Annotated in this window: 18 protein-coding genes and 4 pseudogenes; 14 read left to right on the top strand and 8 right to left on the bottom strand. The window is 69.8% G+C overall.

From position 1 onward, the window contains the following. Nucleotides 1–89: 89 nt before the first annotated feature. Together ACFYUZ_RS37360 and ppk2 are read right to left on the bottom strand one after the other, a co-directional pair. Nucleotides 90–887: pseudogene (locus ACFYUZ_RS37360) on the bottom strand (S66 peptidase family protein); the annotation flags it as partial. 339 nt (nucleotides 888–1226) lie between these two features. Continuing rightward, complete coding sequence (ppk2, locus tag ACFYUZ_RS37355) at nucleotides 1227–2225, bottom strand: polyphosphate kinase 2 (RefSeq protein WP_389317052.1); 999 nt, start codon at nucleotides 2223–2225, stop codon at nucleotides 1227–1229. Nucleotides 2226–2492: 267 nt separating this feature from the next. Between ppk2 and ACFYUZ_RS37350 the strand changes: the two genes are divergently transcribed. From ACFYUZ_RS37350 to ACFYUZ_RS37340, 3 genes are all read left to right on the top strand, one after another. Continuing rightward, nucleotides 2493–3647 (top strand): PP2C family protein-serine/threonine phosphatase, encoded by a 1155-nt coding sequence (locus ACFYUZ_RS37350; RefSeq protein ID WP_389317049.1) that lies wholly within the window; start codon nucleotides 2493–2495, stop codon nucleotides 3645–3647. Nucleotides 3648–3816: 169 nt separating this feature from the next. Beyond that, on the top strand, nucleotides 3817–4209 hold the full coding sequence (locus ACFYUZ_RS37345; RefSeq protein ID WP_389317046.1) for a hypothetical protein: 393 nt from the start codon (nucleotides 3817–3819) through the stop codon (nucleotides 4207–4209). A gap of 1049 nt (nucleotides 4210–5258) precedes the next feature. Further along, on the top strand, nucleotides 5259–6191 hold the full coding sequence (locus tag ACFYUZ_RS37340) for a hypothetical protein (RefSeq protein ID WP_389317043.1): 933 nt from the start codon (nucleotides 5259–5261) through the stop codon (nucleotides 6189–6191). A gap of 295 nt (nucleotides 6192–6486) precedes the next feature. On the opposite strand, the gene ACFYUZ_RS37335 is transcribed toward ACFYUZ_RS37340, so the two are convergent. Further along, nucleotides 6487–7338 carry a LysR family transcriptional regulator gene (locus ACFYUZ_RS37335; protein ID WP_389317040.1) on the bottom strand — a complete coding sequence of 284 codons (852 nt, stop codon included), beginning with the start codon at nucleotides 7336–7338 and terminating at the stop codon, nucleotides 6487–6489. 81 nt (nucleotides 7339–7419) lie between these two features. On the opposite strand from ACFYUZ_RS37335, the gene ACFYUZ_RS37330 reads away from it, so the two are divergent. The 3 genes from ACFYUZ_RS37330 (at nucleotide 7420) to ACFYUZ_RS37320 (ending at nucleotide 10389) form a co-directional block, all read left to right on the top strand. Further along, nucleotides 7420–7926: a cupin domain-containing protein gene (locus ACFYUZ_RS37330; protein WP_389317037.1), complete on the top strand. Its 507-nt coding sequence runs from the start codon at nucleotides 7420–7422 to the stop codon at nucleotides 7924–7926. A 195-nt stretch (nucleotides 7927–8121) separates the two neighbouring features. Beyond that, nucleotides 8122–8481: a DoxX family protein gene (locus ACFYUZ_RS37325; protein ID WP_389317034.1), complete on the top strand. Its 360-nt coding sequence runs from the start codon at nucleotides 8122–8124 to the stop codon at nucleotides 8479–8481. Nucleotides 8482–8985: 504 nt separating this feature from the next. Further along, nucleotides 8986–10389 (top strand): hypothetical protein, encoded by a 1404-nt coding sequence (locus tag ACFYUZ_RS37320; RefSeq protein ID WP_389317031.1) that lies wholly within the window; start codon nucleotides 8986–8988, stop codon nucleotides 10387–10389. A 683-nt stretch (nucleotides 10390–11072) separates the two neighbouring features. Here ACFYUZ_RS37320 and ACFYUZ_RS37315 read toward each other — a convergent pair. After that, nucleotides 11073–11849: a hypothetical protein gene (locus ACFYUZ_RS37315; protein ID WP_389317029.1), complete on the bottom strand. Its 777-nt coding sequence runs from the start codon at nucleotides 11847–11849 to the stop codon at nucleotides 11073–11075. 104 nt (nucleotides 11850–11953) lie between these two features. On the opposite strand from ACFYUZ_RS37315, the gene ACFYUZ_RS37310 reads away from it, so the two are divergent. From ACFYUZ_RS37310 to ACFYUZ_RS37300, 3 genes and pseudogenes are all read left to right on the top strand, one after another. Continuing rightward, nucleotides 11954–12271, top strand: coding sequence for a hypothetical protein (locus ACFYUZ_RS37310; RefSeq protein ID WP_389317026.1), 318 nt, complete (start codon nucleotides 11954–11956; stop codon nucleotides 12269–12271). Between the two features lie 76 nt (nucleotides 12272–12347). After that, nucleotides 12348–12612: pseudogene (locus ACFYUZ_RS37305) on the top strand (transposase family protein); the annotation flags it as partial. A gap of 799 nt (nucleotides 12613–13411) precedes the next feature. Then, nucleotides 13412–14329: a hypothetical protein gene (locus ACFYUZ_RS37300; protein WP_389317023.1), complete on the top strand. Its 918-nt coding sequence runs from the start codon at nucleotides 13412–13414 to the stop codon at nucleotides 14327–14329. Nucleotides 14330–14679: 350 nt separating this feature from the next. Here ACFYUZ_RS37300 and ACFYUZ_RS37295 read toward each other — a convergent pair whose 3' ends face one another. Next, complete coding sequence (locus ACFYUZ_RS37295) at nucleotides 14680–15300, bottom strand: hypothetical protein (protein WP_389317020.1); 621 nt, start codon at nucleotides 15298–15300, stop codon at nucleotides 14680–14682. A 220-nt stretch (nucleotides 15301–15520) separates the two neighbouring features. Between ACFYUZ_RS37295 and ACFYUZ_RS37290 the strand changes: the two genes are divergently transcribed. The 3 genes and pseudogenes from ACFYUZ_RS37290 to ACFYUZ_RS37280 all read left to right on the top strand — a co-directional run bounded on the left by ACFYUZ_RS37290 (nucleotide 15521) and on the right by ACFYUZ_RS37280 (nucleotide 16671). Next, the gene (locus ACFYUZ_RS37290) at nucleotides 15521–16051 is read left to right on the top strand and encodes a hypothetical protein (RefSeq protein WP_389317017.1); all 531 of its coding nucleotides are present in this window, start codon (nucleotides 15521–15523) and stop codon (nucleotides 16049–16051) included. Between the two features lie 37 nt (nucleotides 16052–16088). Then, nucleotides 16089–16231: pseudogene (locus tag ACFYUZ_RS37285) on the top strand (IS5/IS1182 family transposase); the annotation flags it as partial. A 143-nt stretch (nucleotides 16232–16374) separates the two neighbouring features. After that, on the top strand, nucleotides 16375–16671 hold the full coding sequence (locus ACFYUZ_RS37280; RefSeq protein WP_389317014.1) for a hypothetical protein: 297 nt from the start codon (nucleotides 16375–16377) through the stop codon (nucleotides 16669–16671). Nucleotides 16672–16872: 201 nt separating this feature from the next. Here the strand turns inward: ACFYUZ_RS37280 and gdhA are convergent, their stop codons facing one another. From gdhA to ACFYUZ_RS37265, 3 genes are all read right to left on the bottom strand, one after another. Continuing rightward, the gene (gene gdhA / locus ACFYUZ_RS37275; RefSeq protein WP_389317011.1) at nucleotides 16873–18231 is read right to left on the bottom strand and encodes an NADP-specific glutamate dehydrogenase; all 1359 of its coding nucleotides are present in this window, start codon (nucleotides 18229–18231) and stop codon (nucleotides 16873–16875) included. A 716-nt stretch (nucleotides 18232–18947) separates the two neighbouring features. Further along, a protein-coding gene (locus ACFYUZ_RS37270) for an IS5 family transposase (RefSeq protein WP_389317060.1) occupies nucleotides 18948–19750 on the bottom strand; the annotation gives its coding sequence in 2 pieces (ribosomal slippage) (nucleotides 18948–19411 and nucleotides 19411–19750; 804 coding nt in all). Nucleotides 19751–19832: 82 nt separating this feature from the next. Beyond that, nucleotides 19833–20414, bottom strand: coding sequence for a hypothetical protein (locus ACFYUZ_RS37265; protein ID WP_389317008.1), 582 nt, complete (start codon nucleotides 20412–20414; stop codon nucleotides 19833–19835). A 361-nt stretch (nucleotides 20415–20775) separates the two neighbouring features. On the opposite strand from ACFYUZ_RS37265, the pseudogene ACFYUZ_RS37260 reads away from it, so the two are divergent. Beyond that, nucleotides 20776–21270 (top strand): annotated as a pseudogene (locus ACFYUZ_RS37260) (SigE family RNA polymerase sigma factor); the annotation flags it as partial. Between the two features lie 265 nt (nucleotides 21271–21535). After that, entirely contained in the window at nucleotides 21536–21931 is a 396-nt protein-coding gene (locus ACFYUZ_RS37255; protein ID WP_389317006.1) for a hypothetical protein, read from the top strand. Nucleotides 21932–22005: the final 74 nt, after the last annotated feature.

The raw sequence follows: 22005 nt of genomic DNA, 5'->3' as shown, positions 1-22005 counted from the left end.
CACCACCGCAACGACCAGGAGCCTCGTCTCGTTGCACACCCCTGCTGACCTGCCATTTCACCCCACAGAGACAGGATGAAAACGGCTCACTGACGCAGGAGCCCGCGTTCGCCCATATTCCGCAGGATTCGGTAGACCTCCTCCGCTTTCGGCATTTCTTCGGAGGTCTCCAGGAAGAGAACATTGCCGGAGTAGGCTTCGGCCTGTTGTATTTCGCGGTCGGCCATCAGCAGCCAGGACAGGATCTCCAGGTTGCCGCCCCAGCTGTTCCCGTCGACCACCCGGTCAGCGTTGTGCCAGGTCCACCCCTCGGCGGGTTCCATCTCCGGTTCGGATTCGAACGTCTGCGGGTCCTCCCAGGAGCGGTTGACGTCTCCGGACGTCTCGGCGGGCGTGAGCTCGTACTCGCCCGACGTGAAAAGGGCCGCCCGGAGGGAATCTTCGGTCAGCGGGTGCATGGCGCCGGGTCGCCCGAGTTCGACCATCACCGAACCGCCGTGGTAGCCCACGATGCCCAGGTTCCGCAGGAAGACCAGCAGGTTGGTGTTGTCGCTGTAGCCGAAGAAAGGCTTGGGGTGGGCGCGGAGAAGCTCGCGGTCGAGATGCGGGAGCACACTGATCTGGTCGTCGCCGCCGATGCTGGAGATCACTGCTTTGATCTGGGGGTCGGCGAAGGCCGCGTGGATGTCGGCGGCGCGTTCTTGTGGGGTCGCACCCATCTGGCGGGTCGTGGGGTATTCCACGGTGTCCAGCCCGAAGTCGCTCCGGAGCCTGTGCAGTCCCAGTTCGTAGGGCATGGGCAGGAGACCGGGAAGGCCGGACGAGGGGGAGAGGACCGCAACGCGATCCCCAGGACGGGGCTTGGCAGGGTATGTGGGGATCCTCATCGAATGATCGTAGTCGGCAACACCTCCGAAGCCGTGGGGAGTTTCTCCAGGTCATCGGCTGACCATGAGGCGCTGGATCGAGGAGCGCTTTTCAGCGCTGCCTCTCCGGGGTGAGGACGGCGAGCAGAGTGCTGATGGTCGTGACATAGGCGTGGACGGTGCCGACGGATGTCCCGAAGCGTGACCGTCCTGATCGCTGTCGGAACCCGGCGGCTGGTCGACCTGCTGCCCGACCGGGAAGCGGCGGGTCTCGCGGCCCGGCCGTCACCGTGGCCGGCCACCCGCATCAGCGACCGGGGCCTCCGCGGCCTCCGGAGAGCCGGGCCCGGGCGAGGAGCGCTACGGGTCGGGGTGCTGGGGGCCGGAGTGCTGGGGCCCGGGATGCAGGCCGGGACCGAGGGGAGGGCCGGCCAGAGGGGTGGGGGAGAGGGCGGCGGGTTCCTCACCGGACTCCAGGAGCGTGTCGGCGGCGCCGACGATCAGGGTGTCGGGGCGGCCGACGGCTTTCTCGTCCTTGCGGTCGTAGTCGATGCGCCACAGCAGGCTGCGCATGGCTTCGAGGCGCCCGCGTCGTTTGTCGTTGCTCTTGACCACCGTCCATGGTGCGTGGTCGGTGTCGGTCGCGCGGAACATCTCGACCTTCGCGGTGGTGTAGGCGTCCCAGAGGTCCAGTGAGGCGAGGTCGGTGGGAGACAGCTTCCACTGCCGCACCGGATCGATCTGGCGGATCGCGAAGCGGGTGCGCTGTTCGGCGCGGGAGACCGAGAACCAGAACTTGACCAGCAGGATCCCGTCCTCCACGAGCATGGCCTCGAAGGCGGGACACTGCCGCAGGAACAGCTCGTACTCCTCGGGGGTGCAGAACCCCATCACCTTCTCGACACCGGCGCGGTTGTACCAGGAGCGGTCGAAGAAGACGATCTCACCGGCGGCCGGCAGGTGGGCGACGTACCGCTGGAAGTACCACTGTCCCGCCTCCCGCTCGGTCGGCTTGTCCAGAGCCACGATCCGTGCTCCGCGGGGGTTGAGCCGTTCGGTGAACCGCTGGATCGTGCCGCCCTTGCCCGCCGCGTCCCGCCCTTCGCAGATCACCACCAGCCGCGCACCGGTCTCCTTCACCCAGCGCTGCAGCTTCAGCAGCTCGATCTGCAGGATCCGCTTGGTGCGCTCGTACTCCGCGCGACGGATCTTGCGCTCGTACGGATAGTTCTCCCGCCATGTACGGATCGGGGCGCCGGAGGAGTCCAGCAGTACGGGTTGCTCCGGCCGGCGATCGTCCACGCTGAGCCCGGCCAGCAGCTCCTCGGCTTCCGTCTTCGGGGGTTCCTGTTCGTTCACGCGATGCGCCTACCCGCCGCAAGCCGCCTGTACCGCCGCGGCCCGCCCGCGACGGCACCCCGCGACCCCTCATGTGTCGCATCGGCCACCCGGCCACCCGGCCTCCCGGCGGTGAACCCTGCGCGCCCGGGAAACAGGCGGCATGTACCTGACGCGCACTGCTCACCGGGCAGGGCACTGACTCGACCCCCCTCAGCAGGGGACGAGCCGATCCACGACCGCTGTCCGCCCTCCGTGCCCGGCACCTCGGAAAGGGCACGAGAGGACATGCCCTGGCGTCTGAGGTATGCCTTTTACGTGCACCCCCTCAGGCGAGACCTCGTTCCCCGTCCTTCACGGCGCGGCGGGCGGCTGCTGCTCGCCGTGCCGTTCGCGCTGATCGCGGCGGTCACGGTGGTGGACGTCCTGGTCCCTCCCGATGTGCACCTGGGGCCGTTCCTGATCGCCGCGCCCGCGGTGACCGCGTCTTTCGCGGGTCCCCGGGCGACGGCCTTGGTGGGGACGGTCGCGGTCGCCGCGCAGACGGTGGTGGCCGTCGCGCGGACGAGCGTCACGGACCTCAACCACACGTACCAGATCGTCGCCCTCGTCCTGATCTCGATCATCGCGACCTTCTTCGCCCACTTGCGCGAGCGAGACGAGAACCGGGTGGCACGCCTGCGTTCGATCGCCCACGCCGCCCAGAGCGTCGTTCTGCCGCCGCTTCCCGAGCGGGCGGGCCCCTTGCGCATCGCCTCGGTCTATCTCGCGGCCGAGGAGGAGGCGCAGATGGGCGGCGACCTGTACGCGGCGGCCCGCACGGTGTCCGGAACCCGGCTGCTGATCGGCGATGCCCGCGGCAAGGGACTCGACGCGATCAGCGAGGCCTCGCTCGTCCTGGGCGCCTTCCGGGTCACGGCCCGCCGCGAACAGGGACTGCCGGAACTGGTCGGACAGCTGGAAGCGGGAATCGGTTCGGCCGAGCGGACCCACGAGGTGACGACGGCCCCTCCCGACGGCGCCGACGAGGCCTTCGTCACCGCGCTGGTGCTCGACATCCCCGATCACGAGCCGGTGGTACGGCTCGTGAACTGCGGGCATCCCCCACCGCTGCTCCTCAGCCAGGGGCGGGTGATCCCCCTCGACACGACCCGTACGAGTCCACCGCTCGGGCTCTCGGACGTCCTCGCGGCGGACGTGACGGTCGAGACGTTCCCCTTCGACGTCGAGGACGTGCTGCTCCTCCACACGGACGGAGTGACAGAGGCACGTGACCACTCACGCGCCTTCTATCCCCTGACGGAGCGGCTCGCCGCCTGGGCGAGGGACGACCCGGCGATCCTGCTCGACCGGCTGCGGGCCGACCTCCGGACGTACGCCGGCGGCCATCTCGGCGATGACGCGGCGCTTGTCGCGGTACAGAAGATCGCGCCGGATCAGTAGGGACCGGTGACCTCTCGGGCCGGCTCACCGACGGCGACCTGATCCGCTCCGCGCCTCCCCACAGCCGATGCGGCATGCCGCACGCCGCAGCGCACCGTCCCGCATGGGCCGCGACAGGCGGGAGGTCCGGCGCCTTACGCTGGTGACAGGAGCGTCCGAGGAGGTCGGCATGGCAGGGCACCACCGTTATCACCTGGATCAGGACGGCCAATCGATCACCGTCCTGCACGATCCGCGGCACCAGCGCGCAGAAGTCTGGGTCAACGGCAAGACCATCGCCGTGGCCCGGACTCCGCACCACCAGGCCACCGTCCTGGAGGGGGAGATCCCCGCCCTCCCGCCCCAGCCGGTGGTCGTCAGGATCGACCACCCCTACGACGCGGACGACGTCCCCTTGTGCGTGCTGGAGACGGACGGCAACCGCTACCTCATGCCCCACATCGCCCTCACCCCGCAAGACCGAGAGCCGACGGAACGGACACCACCAGCCACCACCCCCGGTCAACTCCTCGCCCGGTGGAGAGCACGACGCCGACACCACCGAAGCGACCACCGTACGTAACCGGCCAGCGGCCGGTGTCCGTAGCCGCGACACATCCGTACCCGCCCGAAGCTCGAGCGCCTGCGCGGCGCCGCCCCTACGCTTCCCCGGACTGAGCTCGCCCTGACCAAGGCCGAGGGGCCACCGCAGGACTCCGTACCTGCTACATGGAAACCAACACGGCTACGCCAGTGGCGACCTCCGGCCGAACCACTCGATCCGGGCCGCCGCACCTGGCCTCGGCCGCCTGCTGCCCCTACTCGCCTCGGGCGGCTTGCTCGCCACCGCCCTCGCCGGCCCCGCGCACGCTGAACCGCTCCTCGGCGGCGGGGTGAGCGCCTCCTCGCCGAGATCGACCCGGCGGCCGATCCAGACGCGGTCATTCCGTTTCTGGAGCGTCCTTCCGGCTGCAGGAGCACGACGAACTGCAGGTGATGCCTGTGCACCGCAGCCAGTACCGTGTGATGTGCCAAGGAGCCTTGGACGCTGACGAGTTGCCCCGTCGAAGGGGACGGTCTTCGACGAAATGAGAACCGACTCGTAGTAGGCCATCCGACGATGGACTGTTGATCAACAACCGATCAACGGACCTTCTCGTAGTCCCCTCGGTTCGAGTGATCGTGACGGAGGCAAGGAAGGGGACCCGCTCCCCGGAATTTGTGTGTGGGGGGCTCCGAAATCTGCTCTTCCCGCAGTTTCGTGATGTGCGGCCGGGCCTCGTTCAGGACCGCCGAAGAAGCCGGGACTCTGGTACTTGAACTCCTGTCCACCGGCTTCGACCCCGTCATCACCGCTTTTGCAGACGAGCAAGCATGACGGCAGGCGGCCACACTCGTCGACGCCAGTGCACAGCAGCCTCAATTCAAGGTTATTCACGAAACTGCGGTCAGATCCCTGAAGTCTTCCAGGGCCACTCCTCGCCGTACTCGATCCGTCGTCCCATAAAGCGAGGCGCCTCAAGGAGCACCTCCGCCTGTTTCCCCCAGAGCACTGGTTTGCCGGGTGAGGGTCGTGTCGTGCGGGCACGGGAGCCGTCGGGGTCTGCCGCGGCGGCTGTTTATGCTCTCGGCATGCAGTGCAGCGATGTCACGAGGGACGATGGCACGTGGGCGGGTCTGTCCCTGGACATACGCGACCCCCACCAGCCGGGACTGTGCGTGTTCAGCGCAGGACCGCACCTCCTGGTCTCCCAGCTGTCGCGGCCTGTGTTGCTCGCCGTGGTCGACGAGCAGCTCCAGGGCGTGGACTTCTGGCGCACCGACGAGTACCGCTCCTTCGTCCCGCCGTTGCGCGCCGATGTGGGGCGTGCCCTGGCGGGAAGCCCGGAACGGTGGGCTCATCGCTTTGCGCGGTACCTCATCGACTCGCCGGACGGTCCGTTGCACGAGGGCCGGTGGCTGCTCTCGTGCGACAGCCCGCTGAAGCGCTGGCGCCATGCCGACACCCCGCATGCCGAGCACTGGAGCTCGATGCTCGTCGACGGCTGCCCAGACGGCTACATCGACTGGTTCCTCCACGCCTATTCGTGGGAGGTCCTTCCGCTGCGGCCGATGCCCGATGCCGACGACAGCCGGGTCAAGGCGTACCGCAAGCAGGCCCGTGAAGGAACGCTCCCACCCGTCCTGTTGTGGTGGGTCAGTGGCCTGGACTGCCATCTGATCCTGGACGGTCACGCGCGGATCGGCGCGGCGATCGCCGAGTCCGTCGAGCCTCCGCTGTTGCAGTTGCACCGCACGGTGCCGCGCGACGAGCTGGCCGCGCGCACCGATCAGGCCGTGGGCTTCTACGAGGAAGAACTGACGCGCTTCGCCGAACTCCGAGCCGTCCACGGCCCCGCCGTCCCGGACGGCGCGGCCACCGCAGGCCCGCAGCTCGTCCGTCTTCTTCACGACCTGGACACCGCACGACAGCCGACCTGGGCCTGGCCCCTGCCCGGCGCGGAGGACCAGTGGCGTCGCATCGCACGCGAGGTGACGGCCGGCCAGGACTGGCCCCGTATCTGAGCCCTGCCACATTTCTCCCGCCGACCACTCGTCGGGGCGCACCGCCGCACCGCACTGTGCGCGAGGTGACGGGGCGAGGTGCCTTCCGGACCGTGGGCTGCTGCTCTCGCCGCAGTGCAGGATGCGGGTAAAGCGCTGCTGGGTACCGGAAAGCGGGGAGAGGGAGGGCAGGGCCCACTCGGCCGGCTCCCACAGGGGATGGTCCCGACGAAGACGGTCGCGGGGCGGGGCGGGGCAGGGTGGGGCTGCCGTGTCCGAGTCGTTCACGAGCAGCGGCAGCCCCAGTCGTCGGTCCTCAGCGGCGGTACGCGGCTGTCGCGCTCTCGACGAAGGATCGGATCAACGGATTGGTCTCACCCTCGTTCCACACCGCCACCACCCGGCTCGGCGGCATGTCGGTCAGCGGGACCATGGCCAGGTCCGCGGGCAGGTCGTGTCCGAGAGGGGCAAGACCGACCGTGCCGTTCCACAGCACGGCCTGCAGGCATTCCTGGACGGCGCGCACCACCGGGCCCTCGCGTGGCCTGCCGCCGTTCCAGTACGACTGCCAGGCGGGATCGGTGCCCCGGGGGAACTGGAACCAGCGGCGGTCGCCCAGCTCGGCCAGCCGCAGCCCGTCGCGGCGGGCCAGCGGATCGTCGGCGCGCAGGACGACGCCGACCGGATCGGTCCGCAGCGCGCGCACCCTCAGGCCGGTCTCGTCGAACGGTGCCCGAGTCAGCGCGACGTCGACCAGTCCGGCGCGCAGCCCGCAGGTCGGGTCGGTCAGATCGGTGTCGCGGATGTGGATGTCGATGCCGGGGCGGCTTCGGCGGTAGGCGGCGGCCAGTCTGGCCACTCCCGGATCGGTGCCGTCGCCCAGGATGCCGATGGTGAGGGTCGCGACGCCGGCCGCCGCGCTCACGCGGACCCGGACGCGGTCGGCGTGGTCGAGCAGGGCCCGCGCCTCGTCGAGCAGCACCGAGCCCACCGCGGTGAGCGTGACCCCCGTAGGAGAGCGGGCGAACAGCAGGGCCCCCACATCGGCCTCCAGCTGCTTGATCGCCCGGCTCAGCGGTGGCTGGCTCATGTGCAGTCGGGTGGCGGCCCGGCCGAAGTGGAGTTCCTCGGCGACCGCCACGAAGTAGCGCAAGGTCCGTAGCTCCACGCTGCAACGATATCCATCAGGTATCGACGCCGCAGGATGGGTCTTGGACACCGGCGGGTCCCCGGCGGTGCACTCGTGAGCATGACCGAAGAAGCGAAGACCAGCGAGCCGCAGACCGATCCCGCTGTATCGGTGGTGGGCCCCGGCGACGGCGAGACGATCGTTCTGGGCACCACGCACATGCGCGTTCTGGAGGACGGCAGTCACACCGGCCACCGCCTCGCGATCGCCGAGTCCGTCCTCGCCCCGCACACCCAGGGACCGCCGCAGCACCGCCACGCCCGGCACGACGAGGGCTTCTACGTCCTCTCCGGCACCGTGCGGTTCACCGTGGGGGAGGAGGACTACGACGCCACCACGGGCACGCTCGTGATGGTTCCGCCCGGTACCCCGCACACCTTCGCCAACCCGACCGACCAACCCGCCGTCATGCTCAGCACCTTCACTCCGGACCTGTACGTGCGGTACTTCCGAGAACTCCAGGAGACGCTCGCCGACGGCCGGCCGCCGACGCCACAGGCCAACATAGACGCGATGAGCCGCTACGCGACCGAGCCCGCGGCCGAGCCCGCCACCGACCCCGTCTGAAGCCGACGGCACAGACAGGCCCGGCCCTGTCTCCCTCCCCCCTTTCGGCCGGCAGGTCGGCGGCGCTGTCGCCTTCCGCCGTCCGGGTCCCTCGGCCGACGGACCGGGCCTTCACCGGGGCTCTTCCGGAGGGCTCTTCCGGCAAGCGACGCGATCGACGGGGCTCCGTGAACCGGTGGCCCAGGAACGGAAACCATGAACATCGCCTATGGGAGCGTCGCGGGACTGCTCGCGCTCTTCTACCTCTACGCGGGCGCGCTGAAGGTGACCCGCAGCCGTGATCAACTCCGACCGATGATGGCCTGGGTCGACCACGTGCCCTTGCCTGTCCTCAGAGCGCTGGGGACGGTCGAAATACTCGGCGCGGCCGGGCTGATCCTGCCGCCGCTGACCGGCATCGCTCCCTCGCTTGCGCCGGCCGCGGCCATCGGCTTCGTACTCCTGCAGACCGGCGCGATCGCCGTCCACCTGATGGGCGAGGACCGCCGGATCACACTCAACGTCGGGCTCACCGTCACCGCGGCGGTGACCATCTGGCTGGCCACCCGGCTGTGATCCAGCACCGTCGTCAACAAACCAAGCTGTCTGCTGTCCCGGCACTCCTGCCCCGCGCGGGGAGACTCCCCGGCCACGCCCCCCGATCGGAGCGCAGTAAGACCGTCAGGCCCGTGCGCGACCTTCCGAGACGCCACGCCTGGAACGTACGTGCGTCAACATCGGAGTACCGAATTCATTCTTTCTTGTGGCGTGTGAACGCCAGAGGACAGTGTCATCCGGTCAGCACGAGAGGGACGCGCGCGGGCAGTGCTCCAGGAATGGCAGACGGGGCCACCGGGAGGAGCCGGAGAGGGGCGGCAGCGCCGTGACGCGTGATGTCCCTGCGGATAAACCCATCGGTCGCAGCTGGCCAGGACCTCTCCACCCAGGCTGTACGCGGCGCTGCGGGGGCGCTGAGCTACGGAGCGTTCAGGGCTCTTCCCCCGCCCCGCCCCGCCCGCAACGCGGCACCCAGGGCTGGTGGGGCCCATAGCGCACCGCTGACCGATCGGAGATGTCACCATGAGCACACCTCCCTCCGTCCCGCTCCGGGTCGCCCTCGTCAACGGAAGCTTCGAGCAGCCGTCCGTCGCCGACATGGCCTTCCTGCCGGACGCCTCCCAGACCCAGGCTCCGCGCCACGTCCCGGGCTGGCTCACCACCGCCACCGACCACATGATCGAACTGTGGCACTCCGGCTTCAACGGCGTCCCCTCCGCGGAGGGCGAGCAGTTCGCCGAACTCAACGCCAACCAGGTCTCCACCCTCTATCAGGACCTGCCGACCACCCCCGGCACCAAGCTGTACTGGCGGCTCTACCACCGCGGCCGGCAGGGACAGGACACCATGGCCCTGGACATCGGCGCCCCGGGCAGCGCGGTCGAGCAGCGGACCTTCACCGACGGCAACACGGCGTGGGGGTACTACACCGGCACCTACACCGTCCCGGCCGGGCAGACCACCACCCGTTTCGCCTTCCGGTCCGTCTCGGCGGCCGGAGGCAACCGCGGGATCGGCAACTTCCTCGACGGCGTGTTCTTCGGTACGGCTCCGCACGTGGTGCTCACCAAGACCGCCGTACCGGCGGGCCCGTTGGACGTCGGAGATGTCGTCACCTACCGGATCACCGCCAGGAACGAGGGCGGCGGGGCCGCCGAGCGACTCACCCTCACCGACGTCCTGCCGCCGGGAACGACGTACGTGCCCGGTTCCCTGCGGGTCATCGACGGCCCGAACGCGGGCGTGATGACCGACCGGGCCGGTGACGACCAGGCCGCCTACGACTCCGAGAGCAACTCGGTGGTCTTCCGGCTCGGCGCCGGAGCCTCCGCCTCCCAGGGCGGCAGCCTGGCCAACACCGCCGCGCTGCCGCAGGGCACCACCGTCGAGTACCGGGTCACCCTCGGTCTGCAGACGGCGGGCACCCGGGTGAGCAACACCGCTGTCGCCACGTACGAGAACCGCCTCGGTTCCACACCGGAGGCGCTGACGTCCACCTCCGACGAAGCCGTGACCGAGGTCAGGCCGGCCGCCGACCTGGACGTGACCAAGGCGGCCGACGCCACCACCGTGACCGTCGGACAGACCGTGACCTACCGTCTGACCGTCCACAACGCCGGCCCCAGCCCCGCGACCGGCGTCACGGTCGCCGACCGGCTCCCGAACGGGCTCGCCTTCCTGTCCGCCGACGCCGACGTCGGCGCCTACGTCCCGGAGACCGGGCAGTGGTCCGTCGGTGAACTGGCCGTCGGTGCCCGCGCGACCCTCGTCCTGCGGGCGAAGGCCACCAGGCCCGCCCGCCTCACCAACACGGCCACCGTCACCGCCGTCGAAAAGGACCCCGACCCGGCCGACAACACCGACTCCGTCACCGTCTGCGTCGAACCCGCACCGGCCTGCTGCGCCCCGTGCGTACCCCGTACCTGACCCGACACGGAAGGAGCCGGACCGGGCCCGCACCACGTGCCGGTGCCGACCGACGCGACGGCTGTTCCTGGCCGGCGTGGCGATGACCCCCGACCCCGACCGTCTCCTGCTGGCGCGGGGACGGCCCTGCTACGTACGAGGAGCAGCGTGACGTTCTCAGCCGAGGAGGCAGTCGGGTGGCGGGCGTGTGGCGGGCGTGTCGGCCGGAGGGAGAACGCTCATGACTGGCCGATGGGCGCGCTCCACCCCGACCGCCCCTGCCCGCTCGACCGTCCCTGGCGGCCCCCGTCCTGGGAGCCGGCAGGGGCGGCGCGCGGTCGTCAGTTCCGGCGGGCGCTTCGGACGACCGGTCAGTGACGGCCGTGACCTGCTCTGGGTGCCCCGCAGCCATGTGCTGAGGTGTTCCCGTACGGCCGGGCGATGCCGGCGCGTAGCCCGACTTCGCCTGATGGCGCCCGAAGCGAGCCCGGTGGCCGTCCTGCGTGCTCTCCGCGAGGCGCACGGCTTGACGCTCACGCAAGCAAAGGCCCTGGCGGGTGAGTTGAAGACGACCGGGCTCGTGGGAACGCTGGTCGAGATGGAGTTCATCGCCGCCAGGCTTCGACAGCACTCAGTCAGGGCGGCGCTTGAGACGTCACCCCGCTGACCGTCAGGAGCGAGATCGTTGCGTGCACGCGGAGGCGTCACTGTTTGGCACGTGACAGGGTGAGTGCGGCTCCGACCTTGGTCAGCATCTGGCCGAGGAGGTGGAGGGGTCGTGCCCGTGTCGGTACTCCGCGCGCTGTTCCCCGCCAGTAGGCGTCGGTGAGCTTCTCGGTCACCGTGAGGGTCTGGTCCTCGTCCTGGGCGGCCAGCACGAGGGCGAACCGCACGTAGTCGCCGATGTCGGTGCCCTGGGGGTGCTGGTGGAGGAAGGTCTGCAGGCGCGGCGTCAGGGCGGGCAGGGTGCGGTCCGTCGGGAAGACGACGGCGAGGCCGGTGAGGGCGAGGCGAACCGCGGGGCATTCGGCCGACCAGCGGGCCAGCAGGTGGGGAACGTGAGCCTGGACCGCGCTGCGAGCCCGGGTCTCGCTGTCGGGACCAGTGTGCTGCGGGGTGGCCGGCCAGGCCTCGGCGAGGTGGCGATCGGCCACGGTGGCGGCGCTGAACAGCAGGTCGACGGCCTGGAACCGGTGGCGTGCGGGAATCCGGTCATCGACGGCGAGGGCCGCGAGCAGGGCGAGGCCGCCGGCGGTGGCGGGCTGGCAGGTGTCCTGGTGGAGGATCTCGTTGTAGAAGTCGCCGAGGAAGAGCTGGTCGTCCCGGTACGGGTCGGCCTCGGCGTCGAACAGCATCGCGGCCTGGGGCGGTCTGGGGCTCGGCAGGCGGTCGGCGATGACGTCCCGGAAGAGCTGCCGGACCGGCGGACCGGAAGCGAACGCGTTGCTCCGGGTCGGTTCGGGTTCGGCGCTCGTGTTCATGGTCGACTCAGCCTACGGAGAGGCCATCTCATTCGGTACGTGAATGCGGGGCTCAGTCTTGCTCTGGTGTGCATCTGAGCTGCAGGTTGCGTCACACTCCACGAGTGACTACGCCGATAGGTCCCGTGATCCTTTTTGACGACGACTACCACATGTACGTCCTCCGGGACCGAGCGTCCGCCGAGGCGTGGTGGGAGATGCCTGACGAGTACGTCTGCGGGTTCGACGCCCTGGCCAGGCCGTTGCGCATGACGGGTGAGCCCCATCAGGTCGCCCTCGAGCTCAGTGGTGATGAACCGGCCGAGGCAGACCTGCGCCGACTCGTTGCCGACCACTACCAGCGGTTCCTGCAGGGGAAGGTGCCGCCTCTAGCCTCCGATCTTTCAGAGTTCATCGCGGGGCTGCCTGTCGAGGATTCATAACATGAATCCGTTAGTCCGGTAGCGCTCCGGCGAATGGTGTCCCGTAACTGCTGGTCCCGGGTGAGATGGTTTTGCTGTGGTCGGTGTGCTCACGGCGTCGGAGCCGTCCTGCTAGCCCGTTCACCGGGTTGTGTCCGAGGCAGTTCGGCAAGCCGTCCACCCACGCTGCGGTGGGAAGGCGCAGGTTCGGTCCGCAAGGATCGGCCCTGAGGCCTGCCGCTGGAGGACTGGGACCTGCTGGTCGCCGGATACTGGCGGGCCAACCTCCGCTGCGGCAGTTGGCGCCGCTGTACGGAGTGTCGAAGTCGTCTGCCGACCGCAACGCCCCGGCGATGGCGCCGCAGCAGCGAACCGGTGGTGGCGACCAGCGCGGTGGCGGCCAGGGCCGTGGGCAGCTCGGTGATCAGTGCCACAAGGGGGTGTTGGTGCCCTCGCAGTCAGAGCAATCGCCGGATGTCGCGATCAAGATCAGCCCGAAGACGATGAGAGCCAGGACGATCCAAGCTACGGGGGCAATCGAACCGCCGATGCCCAGTGGGGTTTTTGGAGCGCTGCTCTGCGGGACCTGATGGTGGCTCTCGGGCTCGCCACTGGGTCCGTCATGTCCCTCTGCCGCCATCGTGTCATCCCCCCGTCGCGGTGTGTCCTCTCATGGCACGACGTCAGATCTCGTCCGTCAAGGCCTGAGGCGGATTGCTGTCGAGAAGAGTCGCGCCGGCTGACGGATCGTCGCGGACGAGGCGGGAGCGGACGCTGCGCTCTGGCCGGCTCGAGGGCGACGGCATCCACCACGCGCCACGCTCGGCATCGTCCGCCTCCACAACCTTCTCCAGGCCGCATAGCCCGACCCACCGGCGATCAGCCCGCCTTGTCCCGGCCATCTCAACGGTCAATTATGGGGCAGCCCTTAGGGCGTGACGGACGACCTCAGCAGTCCGAGGCCGATCGTCCGATTTCATGTGTCGGGGCAGTTGCCGTCCGGGGCGGTGCGTCCTGATGCCTGGGTGCTGGCCTCCGTCCTAGAGTGCGGGAGTGAGTCGTGTTCCTCCCGAGCCGGATGCGGACCAGCCAGCCGCAGGGACCGCCCGTAGATCACGCCAGCGGAAGATGCTGGCCGCAGGCGGCGCGATCCTGACCGCTGTGGCCATCGCACTGGCGACGTGGGTCGCGCAAGGCGGGGTCACGTGGCTGAAGAACCGCCTCTTCCCACCGCCACCGGTCCTTGGCGTGGAGATGCACATGGTGGACCCTCTGGACGAATGCGAGGGCGGCAACGGGTACGTCTTTCCCAAGCCGGTCTCGGAACTCGACGGCTTTGGCGACCTCAAGGGGAGCACGGACCCGCAATCTGCCCGGTACCTCCAGGAGAACGGAGCGGTGGCCGGGCAGTATGTGATCATCGAACTCACCCTGCAGCCCAACAGAAACGCGCCCGTCTCTGTGGAGTCGGTGAAGGTCAACGTGAAGGAGACGCTCGCCCCTTTTCCGCAGGGAGCCCACCTGCACTACTCCAGTCAGTGCGGCGGAGTCGACGCCAGGACGTTCCTGTTCGATCTCGACAGGTCACCGAGGGCGTACACCGTGATCGGCAACCCCCACATCGGGGGAGACCAGCAGTTTTCCAAACTGCCGACCGAGCCCGAACCCGGAAAGACCATGAAGCTCTACGTGGTCCCCTACGGACTGCGCCACGGCTACCGGTTCACCCTGACCCTCGAATGGGTGGAAGGCGCGAAACGCATCTCGAAGGTGATCGACAATCACGGTCAGGATTTCCTCATCATGCCGTCGGTCCCAGACCAGAACTACTACACCTACGGCAACCCGGGGGAGCGACTGAAGAAGACCGGCGACAGTCGCCCCTGGTTCCTCAACCCCCTTCTCCGCCCCTCCCCGTCTCCTCCGCCGGCATCGGCGCCCGGCCGCCTGTCAGTCGATGGCGCTTCCCAGGACGACTACGCCTGGATCACTCAGTATCCGCGCGGGGGTCCACACCGTATCCGGACCAGTACTGGCGTGAAATGGATTACGACGCCAACACGGGTGGCTATCGCATGAGGAACCGCAACAGCAACAAGTGCCTTGCGACCCTGGACGGAAGTACGGCCGAGGCGGCCTGGGCGATCCAGTACAGGTGCGGAAGCCGGCGGGACCACTACGGGAAGCTGATCTGACCCAGGTGATGGCCGGCGGCCACTGAGGCAGGTCTCAACCGGGACGAGGCGCCCCTCCCGCACATCGGTGATCGCACCGGCGACCGCAGCGTCGCCCGACAGGCGGCAGAAGCGGCTCCAGCCGCACCCACTTCGCATCCGTCAGGTTGCCCCGTCCCATGCCGAGCACAACGACCCCCGGCCCGCCGGCAGCCGCATGATCCGCCGGACAGAACCAAGCCTTCGTTGGTTTTCTCAGCGGATCTGTCCGCCGGCCACGGCCTCGGCCTCGGCCCGCAGAGCCTCTTCGACACGGTGCTCCAGGGCCCGCGCGACGGCCCAGGACGCAGCCGCGTCCAGGCGTTTGTACGCGGCGACGGGGCGTGCCTCCACGACGGCGATCGTCTCCTCCGGGCCGGTCGTGACGCGGACCCTCACGGCGACCGTCGTGTCCGACGGCCCACGTACTGTCAGGTCCAGCTTTCCGTGCCCGAACGCGGTGACCTCGTCCCGCCGTAGCACGGGGTCCTTCTCCACCGCGTGCTGCACGCAGTCGGTCAGCTGGAACGCCGTCCTGTCCCTGATGCCGGGCACCCGTATCTCGCGGACGCACGGCAGGGCCACGGCCTCGGGGCCGAGCGCGAGCCCGTACCGGCGGGCCGTTCGAACGGCACTCACCACGGCGGCTGCGGACAGCACCGCGGCGAAGGCGAGGGCGCCCGCTGCCGCCGCGGCCAGGGACTGGGGAGCGGCCTCTCGCCACGGTTCGCCGTCGCCCAGGACCAGGGCGGCCGCCATGGCGGCCGCGCACAGCAGGCCTGTGACCAGCGCGGGCGCGGCCAGTCGGCGTATGACAGCGAGCCAGTAGCCGAGCATCGAATCGTTCCTCTCGCAGATGGGATCGAACCATACGACGACCGGCGACCGGGAGCTGTGCCCCTGGGTGTCGACCGCTGTTGTCCTGGCCGGTCCAGGCCTTGAAGGCCGTTTTGTCCCGGCAGGGTTGCCTGACAGGCCGACGATCCGTCGCCGGTCGGAACTGCTTCGATTCCGCCTCCGATACGGGTCGCGTGACCGTGATGGCTTGGGTCTCCCGGTGGGAAAGGTCGAGGACGGTGGCGTTGAAGGTCCGCTCGATCATCTTGCCGGTGGTGATGTCGTGGACGTTCCGCCAGGAGTTGCCTGGGCGTGGGTTCGTGGCGCTGTAGGCGCTGCCCTCGTTCTGGTGGACGAGACCTCCGTACAGACACCAGGCCTGCGTGCGGTACCAGGACGGGAAGCCGTACAGCGGGGTGAAGGCGCGCTGCCTGAAGGGGTCGAGAACCTCGATCTGGCCGCTTCCCGCATCGGCGATGGCGCCGGAGGTGAACGCGATACGGCCGACACGCTCGCCGTAGGCGAAGCCGCTCTCGACGGGATCCGCGTCGGCCTCCGACCAGAGCCAAGGACTGCCGTCGACATGCTCGTCGCCGTGGCCGAGACCCCTGAGGTACATGACGGCACGGACGGTGCCTTCGGGAGTGACCTCGTTGACACACAGATCGCCGTGGCGCGCGCGGTCGGTATCGGGTGCGGGGCGGGTTCGTCGGCCAGGCGGCGACCGTCACTGACGGGTTGCGTCACGTAGGCGAGGTCGGTCACCGGACCCAAGGCCACCTGCTCCACTGGCCGGTGGCAACCGCGACGATGTCACCCAGCTCGTCCCCCTGCTTCAGGCCGTCCCGCCGTCCGTGGCAAGCGCGGCCGACCCCGGCGACGACCCGACACCGTGCCGGGTGATCGCGGTCACGACCACGACGAGTACCGGTGCCCCGGGCGTGTCACCTGTTCGGCTCCCGCCGCTCCGCCGGGTGGCCTGCCCGGGGCCGTAGGCCGCTGCTCGGCGATACAGCCTTGTCCGAATACGGACGTGAACATGCACTGTCAGTGGTGGCTGGAAGGCTGGTCGGTATGAACGGTGACGAGCAGCTGCTGCGCGGCCGGGTCTACGGCCGCGACCACGACGACCCCGATCCGGGCCCGCGGCCGGACCGGACCTACGCCGAACTCGTCGGCGGCCCGCTGGACGGCCTGCTGCTGGACATCCACGGGTGGCGGACCGAGGAGGTCGACGACGGCGTCGCCCTGACCACCGAACTCGGCCGGTGGCCCGGAGGCCGCGCGCTGTACGATCCGCGGCCCGGCGAGCCGCGCCAGCCGGGCCCGGGCGTCGCCTGCCGCTTCTACTACACCGGCGACACGCCCTGACCGATGACCGACGCCCCCCCGACCGCCGGACGCCGGCCGCGAGCGGCTGGCGCGGCCCCGGATCCCTTCTCCCTCGGATACGGGCACGCCCGGCTGGAACACGCCGTGGGCCCAGAGCATGGTCTGCCCCATCGGGGCCCTCCCTCGCCGTCTGCGCGGGGGAGGGCCCCGGGGCGGTACGTGCGTCGGGCCGCGAGAGGGTCAGATGACGCCCTGGGCCAGCATCGCGTCGGCCACTCGCTCGAAGCCGGCGATGTTCGCGCCGGTCACGTAGTCGCCGGGGACGCCGTAGCGCTCGGCGGTCTCGTGGCAGGTGGCGTGGATGTCGTTCATGATCCGGGCGAGTTCGCCCTCGACCCGCTCGGCCGTCCAGGACGTCCGCGCATGGTTCTGCGCCATCTCCAACGCGCTGACCGCGACGCCGCCCGCGTTGGCCGCCTTGCCGGGACCGAAGGCCACGCCCGCCCGCTGGAACAGGCGGACCGCCTCGGGGGTGGTCGGCATGTTGGCGCCCTCGGACACGGCCTTCACGCCGTTGTGGATGAGGGCCGCGGCGTCGTTCTCGTCCAGCTCGTTCTGGGTGGCGGACGGCAGCGCGATGTCGGCCGGCACCTCCCAGACCCGCCCGCCCGGCACGAAGCGCGCCGAGGAGCCCCGGCGCTCCGCGTACACGTCGACGCGGCCCCGCTCGACCTCCTTGATCTGCTTGAGAAGCTCCAGATCGATGCCCTTCTCGTCGACGACGTAGCCGGACGAGTCCGAGCAGGTCACGGCGTGGGCTCCGAGGGCGGCCAGCTTCTCGATGGTGTAGATCGCGACGTTGCCGGAGCCGGACACGACGGCCGTCTGCCCCTCCAGATCCTCGCCGCGCTCGCGCAGCATGGCCCCCGCGAACAGCACGTTGCCGTAGCCGGTCGCCTCGGGGCGGATGAGCGAGCCGCCCCAGCCATTGCCCTTGCCGGTGAGGACGCCGGCCTCCCAGCGGTTGGTGATGCGGCGGTACTGACCGAACAGGTAGCCGATCTCACGGCCGCCGACGCCGATGTCACCGGCCGGGACGTCGGTGTGCTCACCGATGTGCCGGTACAGCTCGGTCATGAACGACTGACAGAACCGCATGACCTCGGCGTCGCTGCGCCCGTGCGGGTCGAAGTCGCTGCCGCCCTTGCCGCCGCCGATGCCGAGGCCGGTCAGCGCGTTCTTGAAGATCTGCTCGAAGCCCAGGAACTTGATGACGCCCAGGTTCACCGACGGGTGGAAGCGCAGGCCGCCCTTGTACGGGCCGAGGGCGCTGTTGAACTCCACACGGAAGCCGCGGTTGACGTGCACGCGGCCCTTGTCGTCCTGCCACGGCACCCGGAAGACGATCTGCCGCTCGGGCTCGCACAGCCGCTCCACGAGCCCGGCCTGCGCGTACTCGGGGCGGGCCGCGAGCACCGGCGCGAGCGTCTCCAGGACCTCGTGGGCGGCCTGGTGGAACTCGGGCTGCGCGGGATCGCGGTGTTCGATCTCCTGGAGGAGATCGTCGAGGACGGTCTGAGTCTCGGATCGAGTCGTCACAGAAAGCCTTTCTGGCGCGGCTGTCACCGGATCCTCCACGGGGTGCGGCTCGCTGGGGTCCGGTCCACTGATGGATGTTACGGCGCTGTTGCCGCACACAGGGCGTATTAAGTGCCGTGTGCATGTAAATCTCTGGCCAGAGCGCGACCGGGGTTGCTCACGGTGTGAGACCCCGCCCTGCGGGACCGCCCGGTCGGCGTCGACCGCGGGACCCTCACGCTGGGAACGGGCACGGGGAAGACGCGCACCGTACTCCGGGGGCAGCGTGTCCGAGACGGGAGACCCGACGGGGGGTGCTGCTGGAATTCCCCGCTTCGGGTGGCTCTGCCGGGCAGATGGTCGATGCCCACGCGGATCAGGGTCCCTCCCCGACGACGGCGCGGGCGCCGTCGGCTGTCGCCCGGGAAGGGCGGTGGGTGAGCTCGGGTGCCCTGTGGTGCCACGTCCCTCGACGTGCGGTGCCGGGCGTCACGAGCCCGTCGTGGTCCACGGGAACCGGCTTGCCGCATGGTGTCGAAGGTCGTGTCCGGGCGGTTCGGGGCCGGTTCGTGGCAGCCCTGCTCATGTGGCGGGAGCGAGGTCGTGCGTGTGTCTGCCGGTCCGGGCCGCGGGGTTCGACGAGGCTGGTGCCGATGGCCGATGGCCGATGGAGGCGCCGTCGTCCCGCGCGGACACGCCTTCGCCGTGGCGGTCAGGACTAACTGATCGTTTCAAAATCAGGTTCGGAGTCGTCTCAGGCAGATGATGCTGCAGGCGAGTTGAAGCAGTCCGTGGTGGAGGTCGGCGCGTATCTCGTAGCGGATGCGCAAGCGCTTGAACTGGTGAAGCCAGGCGAAGGTGCGCTCGACCACCCAGCGGGTCTTCCCCAGGCCCGAGCCGTGGGGGACTCCGCGACGGGCGATGAGCGGCTTGATCCCCCGCTTCCATAGCAAGCGGCGGTACTTGTCGAAGTCGTAGCCCCGGTCGGCGAACAGCCTGCGTGGCCGTGTGCGCGGGCGTCCGCGCACGCCCCGGATCGGTGGGATCGCGTCCAGGAGCGGCAGAAGCTGTGTGACGTCATGGCGGTTTCCGCCAGTCACGGACACGGCGAGCGGTGTGCCGTGCCGGTCGACGATCAGATGGTGCTTGCTGCCCGGACGGCCCCGGTCGACGGCCGAAGGTCCGGTGTGATCCCCCCTTTGAGCGCCCGGACGTGCGAGCCGTCGATCGCGGAGTCGTCCATCTTGAGGAGACCCGTCGCTCGCAGCTCAGCGAGAAGGACCTCGTGCAAGCGGGGCCAGACGCCAGCCTCGGTCCAGTCCCGCAGCCGACGCCAGGCGGTCACCCCCGAACAGCCAATGAGCTGGATGGGCACATCGCGCCAGGCCACGCCTTTGCGTAGCACGTAGACGATGCCGGCCAGTGCGACGCGGTCCGGCACCGGCAGTCGGCCGGGGTGGCGATGGCGTCGGGCAGGCCGGACTGGGAGAAGCGGAGCTATGCGCTCCCAGAGACCGTCGGGAACAAGGTCGGCAGACACGTTGGAGAGTCTGCCCGACGCATGTCGGATACCGGCAGAGATATCGGTGTCGATGTGACTGGCGGCAATGGTCAGATTGGGTTCAGCGCCAGCCACCGTGGCGCGGCTCCACGTGCGTGCCGAACGGTGGATCGAACTCCTGCCCTTCGTCGTCGGTCACGACGTAGTCCGGTTCGGTCTTCGAGGCGGCTGCGTGCAACCGGATGACGAGGTCGGCGACAGGCGGCATACGCAGCGACAGGGCTGCGGCCACCTGAGCAGCTTCGCTGTCGATGTTCGGGTTGTACTTGTCACGGGACCGTGCGAGGTGTTGAGCGGAGATCTGCATGACCTCCACATCGCCACCGCCCGAGAACGTGAGGCAGTCCCGCCACTCCAGCCCGATGATGATCTCCAACGCGTCCGTCAGATCATCGGCGAGCAGCCCGCCGTCCCCTTCGGAACTCGCGAACACCACCGGCCGGCGACCGTTCCGCTCGGGCAGCAGGAAGTACGCCCCGCCGGCGGACTCTCCGGCGATCGCTTCCAGCGGCGCACCCGAGGCAAGCTTCAGACCATCGCCGTTGTGCTTCCGGTGGATGTCGAAGCCGAACGATGACCGCAACAGCAGATCGATCTCCGGGGTGGTCTGGATCAGGTCAAGCAGAACATCACTCGAGGTCATGGCACGGACGATAGCGAGTGCCGCTGACGTATCAGCACCGAAGCGAATGCGCCCGCATCTGACGGTGCGCGACCCCTGGATGGCTCTCCAGGCCGCAGCTCCTCAAGCCGGTGCAGCTCATTCTGAAACCATCAGTAAGTCCTGCCGTACCCACGCGTCGGCGGTGTTCCGCCGGAACCCCATCAGGCCCCGGCGGACCCGGGCACTCGCCCGACAGCCGGGCGGACGTCCTCGCGCGGACGCGTGTTGTCACGGCGCGGTTGCGTGATCACGATCACCTTGGTTCGCGGGATCCTGTGTCAACCGGGAGGCCTGCGCCAGGCGTATGCGGGGTGTAGTCGGAGATCCGGGAGTGTGTTCGTTGACCGTCGAGGAGTTCGAAGAGTTCTACGCCCATGCGGTGGCGCGGCTCACTGGCCAGCTGTACGTCATGCTCGGCGACCTGCACGAAGCGCAGGACGTCGTGCAGGAAGCCTTCGTCAAGGGCTGGAACCGACGGCGGCAGCTGGACCGTGACGGGCAGCCGGAGGTGTGGATCCGTACCGTCGCCTGGCGGCTCGCCGTGAGCCGGTGGCGGTTTCGCCGACGCACGTCCGAGGCGTGGCGGCGTGGCGGGGCGCCTCCGGTGGTCGCGGGACCGGAGCCGGACCACCTCGTGCTCGTCGATGCGCTGCGCGGACTCCCGCCGCAGCAGCGACGCACCCTCGCCCTCCACTATCTGTGCGACCTGAGCGTCGACCAGGTCGCCGCCGAGACAGGCCTCTCGACCGGCACGGTCAAGACCCACCTCTCCCGGGGCCGATCCGCCCTCGCCCACCGCATCGAGGACCCTCGGGCACCCGCCGGACCACGGGTCACCGGGGGCTCCCGCGCCCCTCGCACGAACCTGCCCGAGCCCGGCGGCGCGGGGTCCGAGCGTGACCGGACCGACGAGCCGCGGACCGACGAACTGCGGACCGGTGACCCGAGGACCGGTGACCCGAGGACCGGTGACCCGCGGACCGGTGACCCGCGGACCGGCCCCGCGCGCTCGGACGACCCCCGAGGCGACGGGCCACGGCCCGGCCGCGACCGCGCCGACCAGCCCCGTACCGACCGTCAGACCGGCGAGGAGGCCCCCGGTGAATGAGTCCCACGACCCGCTGAAGCCGCTCTTCGAGAAGGCCGCCGCAGCGGCCCGCGCCCACGCGCGCTACGCACCTGCCGCCGAGATCAGCGCGCGCGGCCGGCGTCTGCACCGGAGGCGCCTCGCCGTGCTCGCCGCAGGCGCCTGCCTCGTCGTGGGCGGCGGGGGTGCCGCGCTCGCCGCTCTGCTGCCCGGCCCGTCACAGCCCGTCGCGCCCGCCACCTCTCCCTCGATGAGCGGCCCCGCGCCGATGAGTACGGGCACCACCCCGCCGACCACGGCCGAGGTGCCGCCCGTCGGCACCCGGACCTCCCCGCCCGCCTCCGTACCCCCGTCGGGAACGCCCACCAGCACGTCGATGACCTCCCCGCCACGCGGCTCCGCCGGCTGAACCGCCGCCCTCCGCACCCGGGACCGCCACCCCACCACCGGCCGTCCCGCGCCCCGCCACGCCCTGAACGAGAA

This window comes from Streptomyces sp. NPDC004266 (assembly GCF_042874095.1).
Lineage (GTDB): Bacteria > Actinomycetota > Actinomycetes > Streptomycetales > Streptomycetaceae > Streptomyces.
The sequence above is the reverse complement of the archived record's forward strand: the minus strand, read 5'-3'. Positions and strand labels throughout refer to the sequence as shown.

What these genes read in the sequence shown, in the direction of transcription:
- ACFYUZ_RS37350 (WP_389317049.1), top strand. Translation starts at nt 2,493, where the DNA reads ATGCCCTGGCGTCTGAGGTATGCCTTTTACGTGCACCCCCTCAGGCGA.
- ACFYUZ_RS37345 (WP_389317046.1), top strand. Translation starts at nt 3,817, where the DNA reads ATGGCAGGGCACCACCGTTATCACCTGGATCAGGACGGCCAATCGATC.
- ACFYUZ_RS37340 (WP_389317043.1), top strand. Translation starts at nt 5,259, where the DNA reads ATGCAGTGCAGCGATGTCACGAGGGACGATGGCACGTGGGCGGGTCTG.
- ACFYUZ_RS37330 (WP_389317037.1), top strand. Translation starts at nt 7,420, where the DNA reads ATGACCGAAGAAGCGAAGACCAGCGAGCCGCAGACCGATCCCGCTGTA.
- ACFYUZ_RS37325 (WP_389317034.1), top strand. Translation starts at nt 8,122, where the DNA reads ATGAACATCGCCTATGGGAGCGTCGCGGGACTGCTCGCGCTCTTCTAC.
- ACFYUZ_RS37320 (WP_389317031.1), top strand. Translation starts at nt 8,986, where the DNA reads ATGAGCACACCTCCCTCCGTCCCGCTCCGGGTCGCCCTCGTCAACGGA.
- ACFYUZ_RS37315 (WP_389317029.1), bottom strand. Translation starts at nt 11,849, where the DNA reads ATGAACACGAGCGCCGAACCCGAACCGACCCGGAGCAACGCGTTCGCT.
- ACFYUZ_RS37295 (WP_389317020.1), bottom strand. Translation starts at nt 15,300, where the DNA reads ATGCTCGGCTACTGGCTCGCTGTCATACGCCGACTGGCCGCGCCCGCG.
- ACFYUZ_RS37280 (WP_389317014.1), top strand. Translation starts at nt 16,375, where the DNA reads ATGAACGGTGACGAGCAGCTGCTGCGCGGCCGGGTCTACGGCCGCGAC.
- ACFYUZ_RS37265 (WP_389317008.1), bottom strand. Translation starts at nt 20,414, where the DNA reads ATGACCTCGAGTGATGTTCTGCTTGACCTGATCCAGACCACCCCGGAG.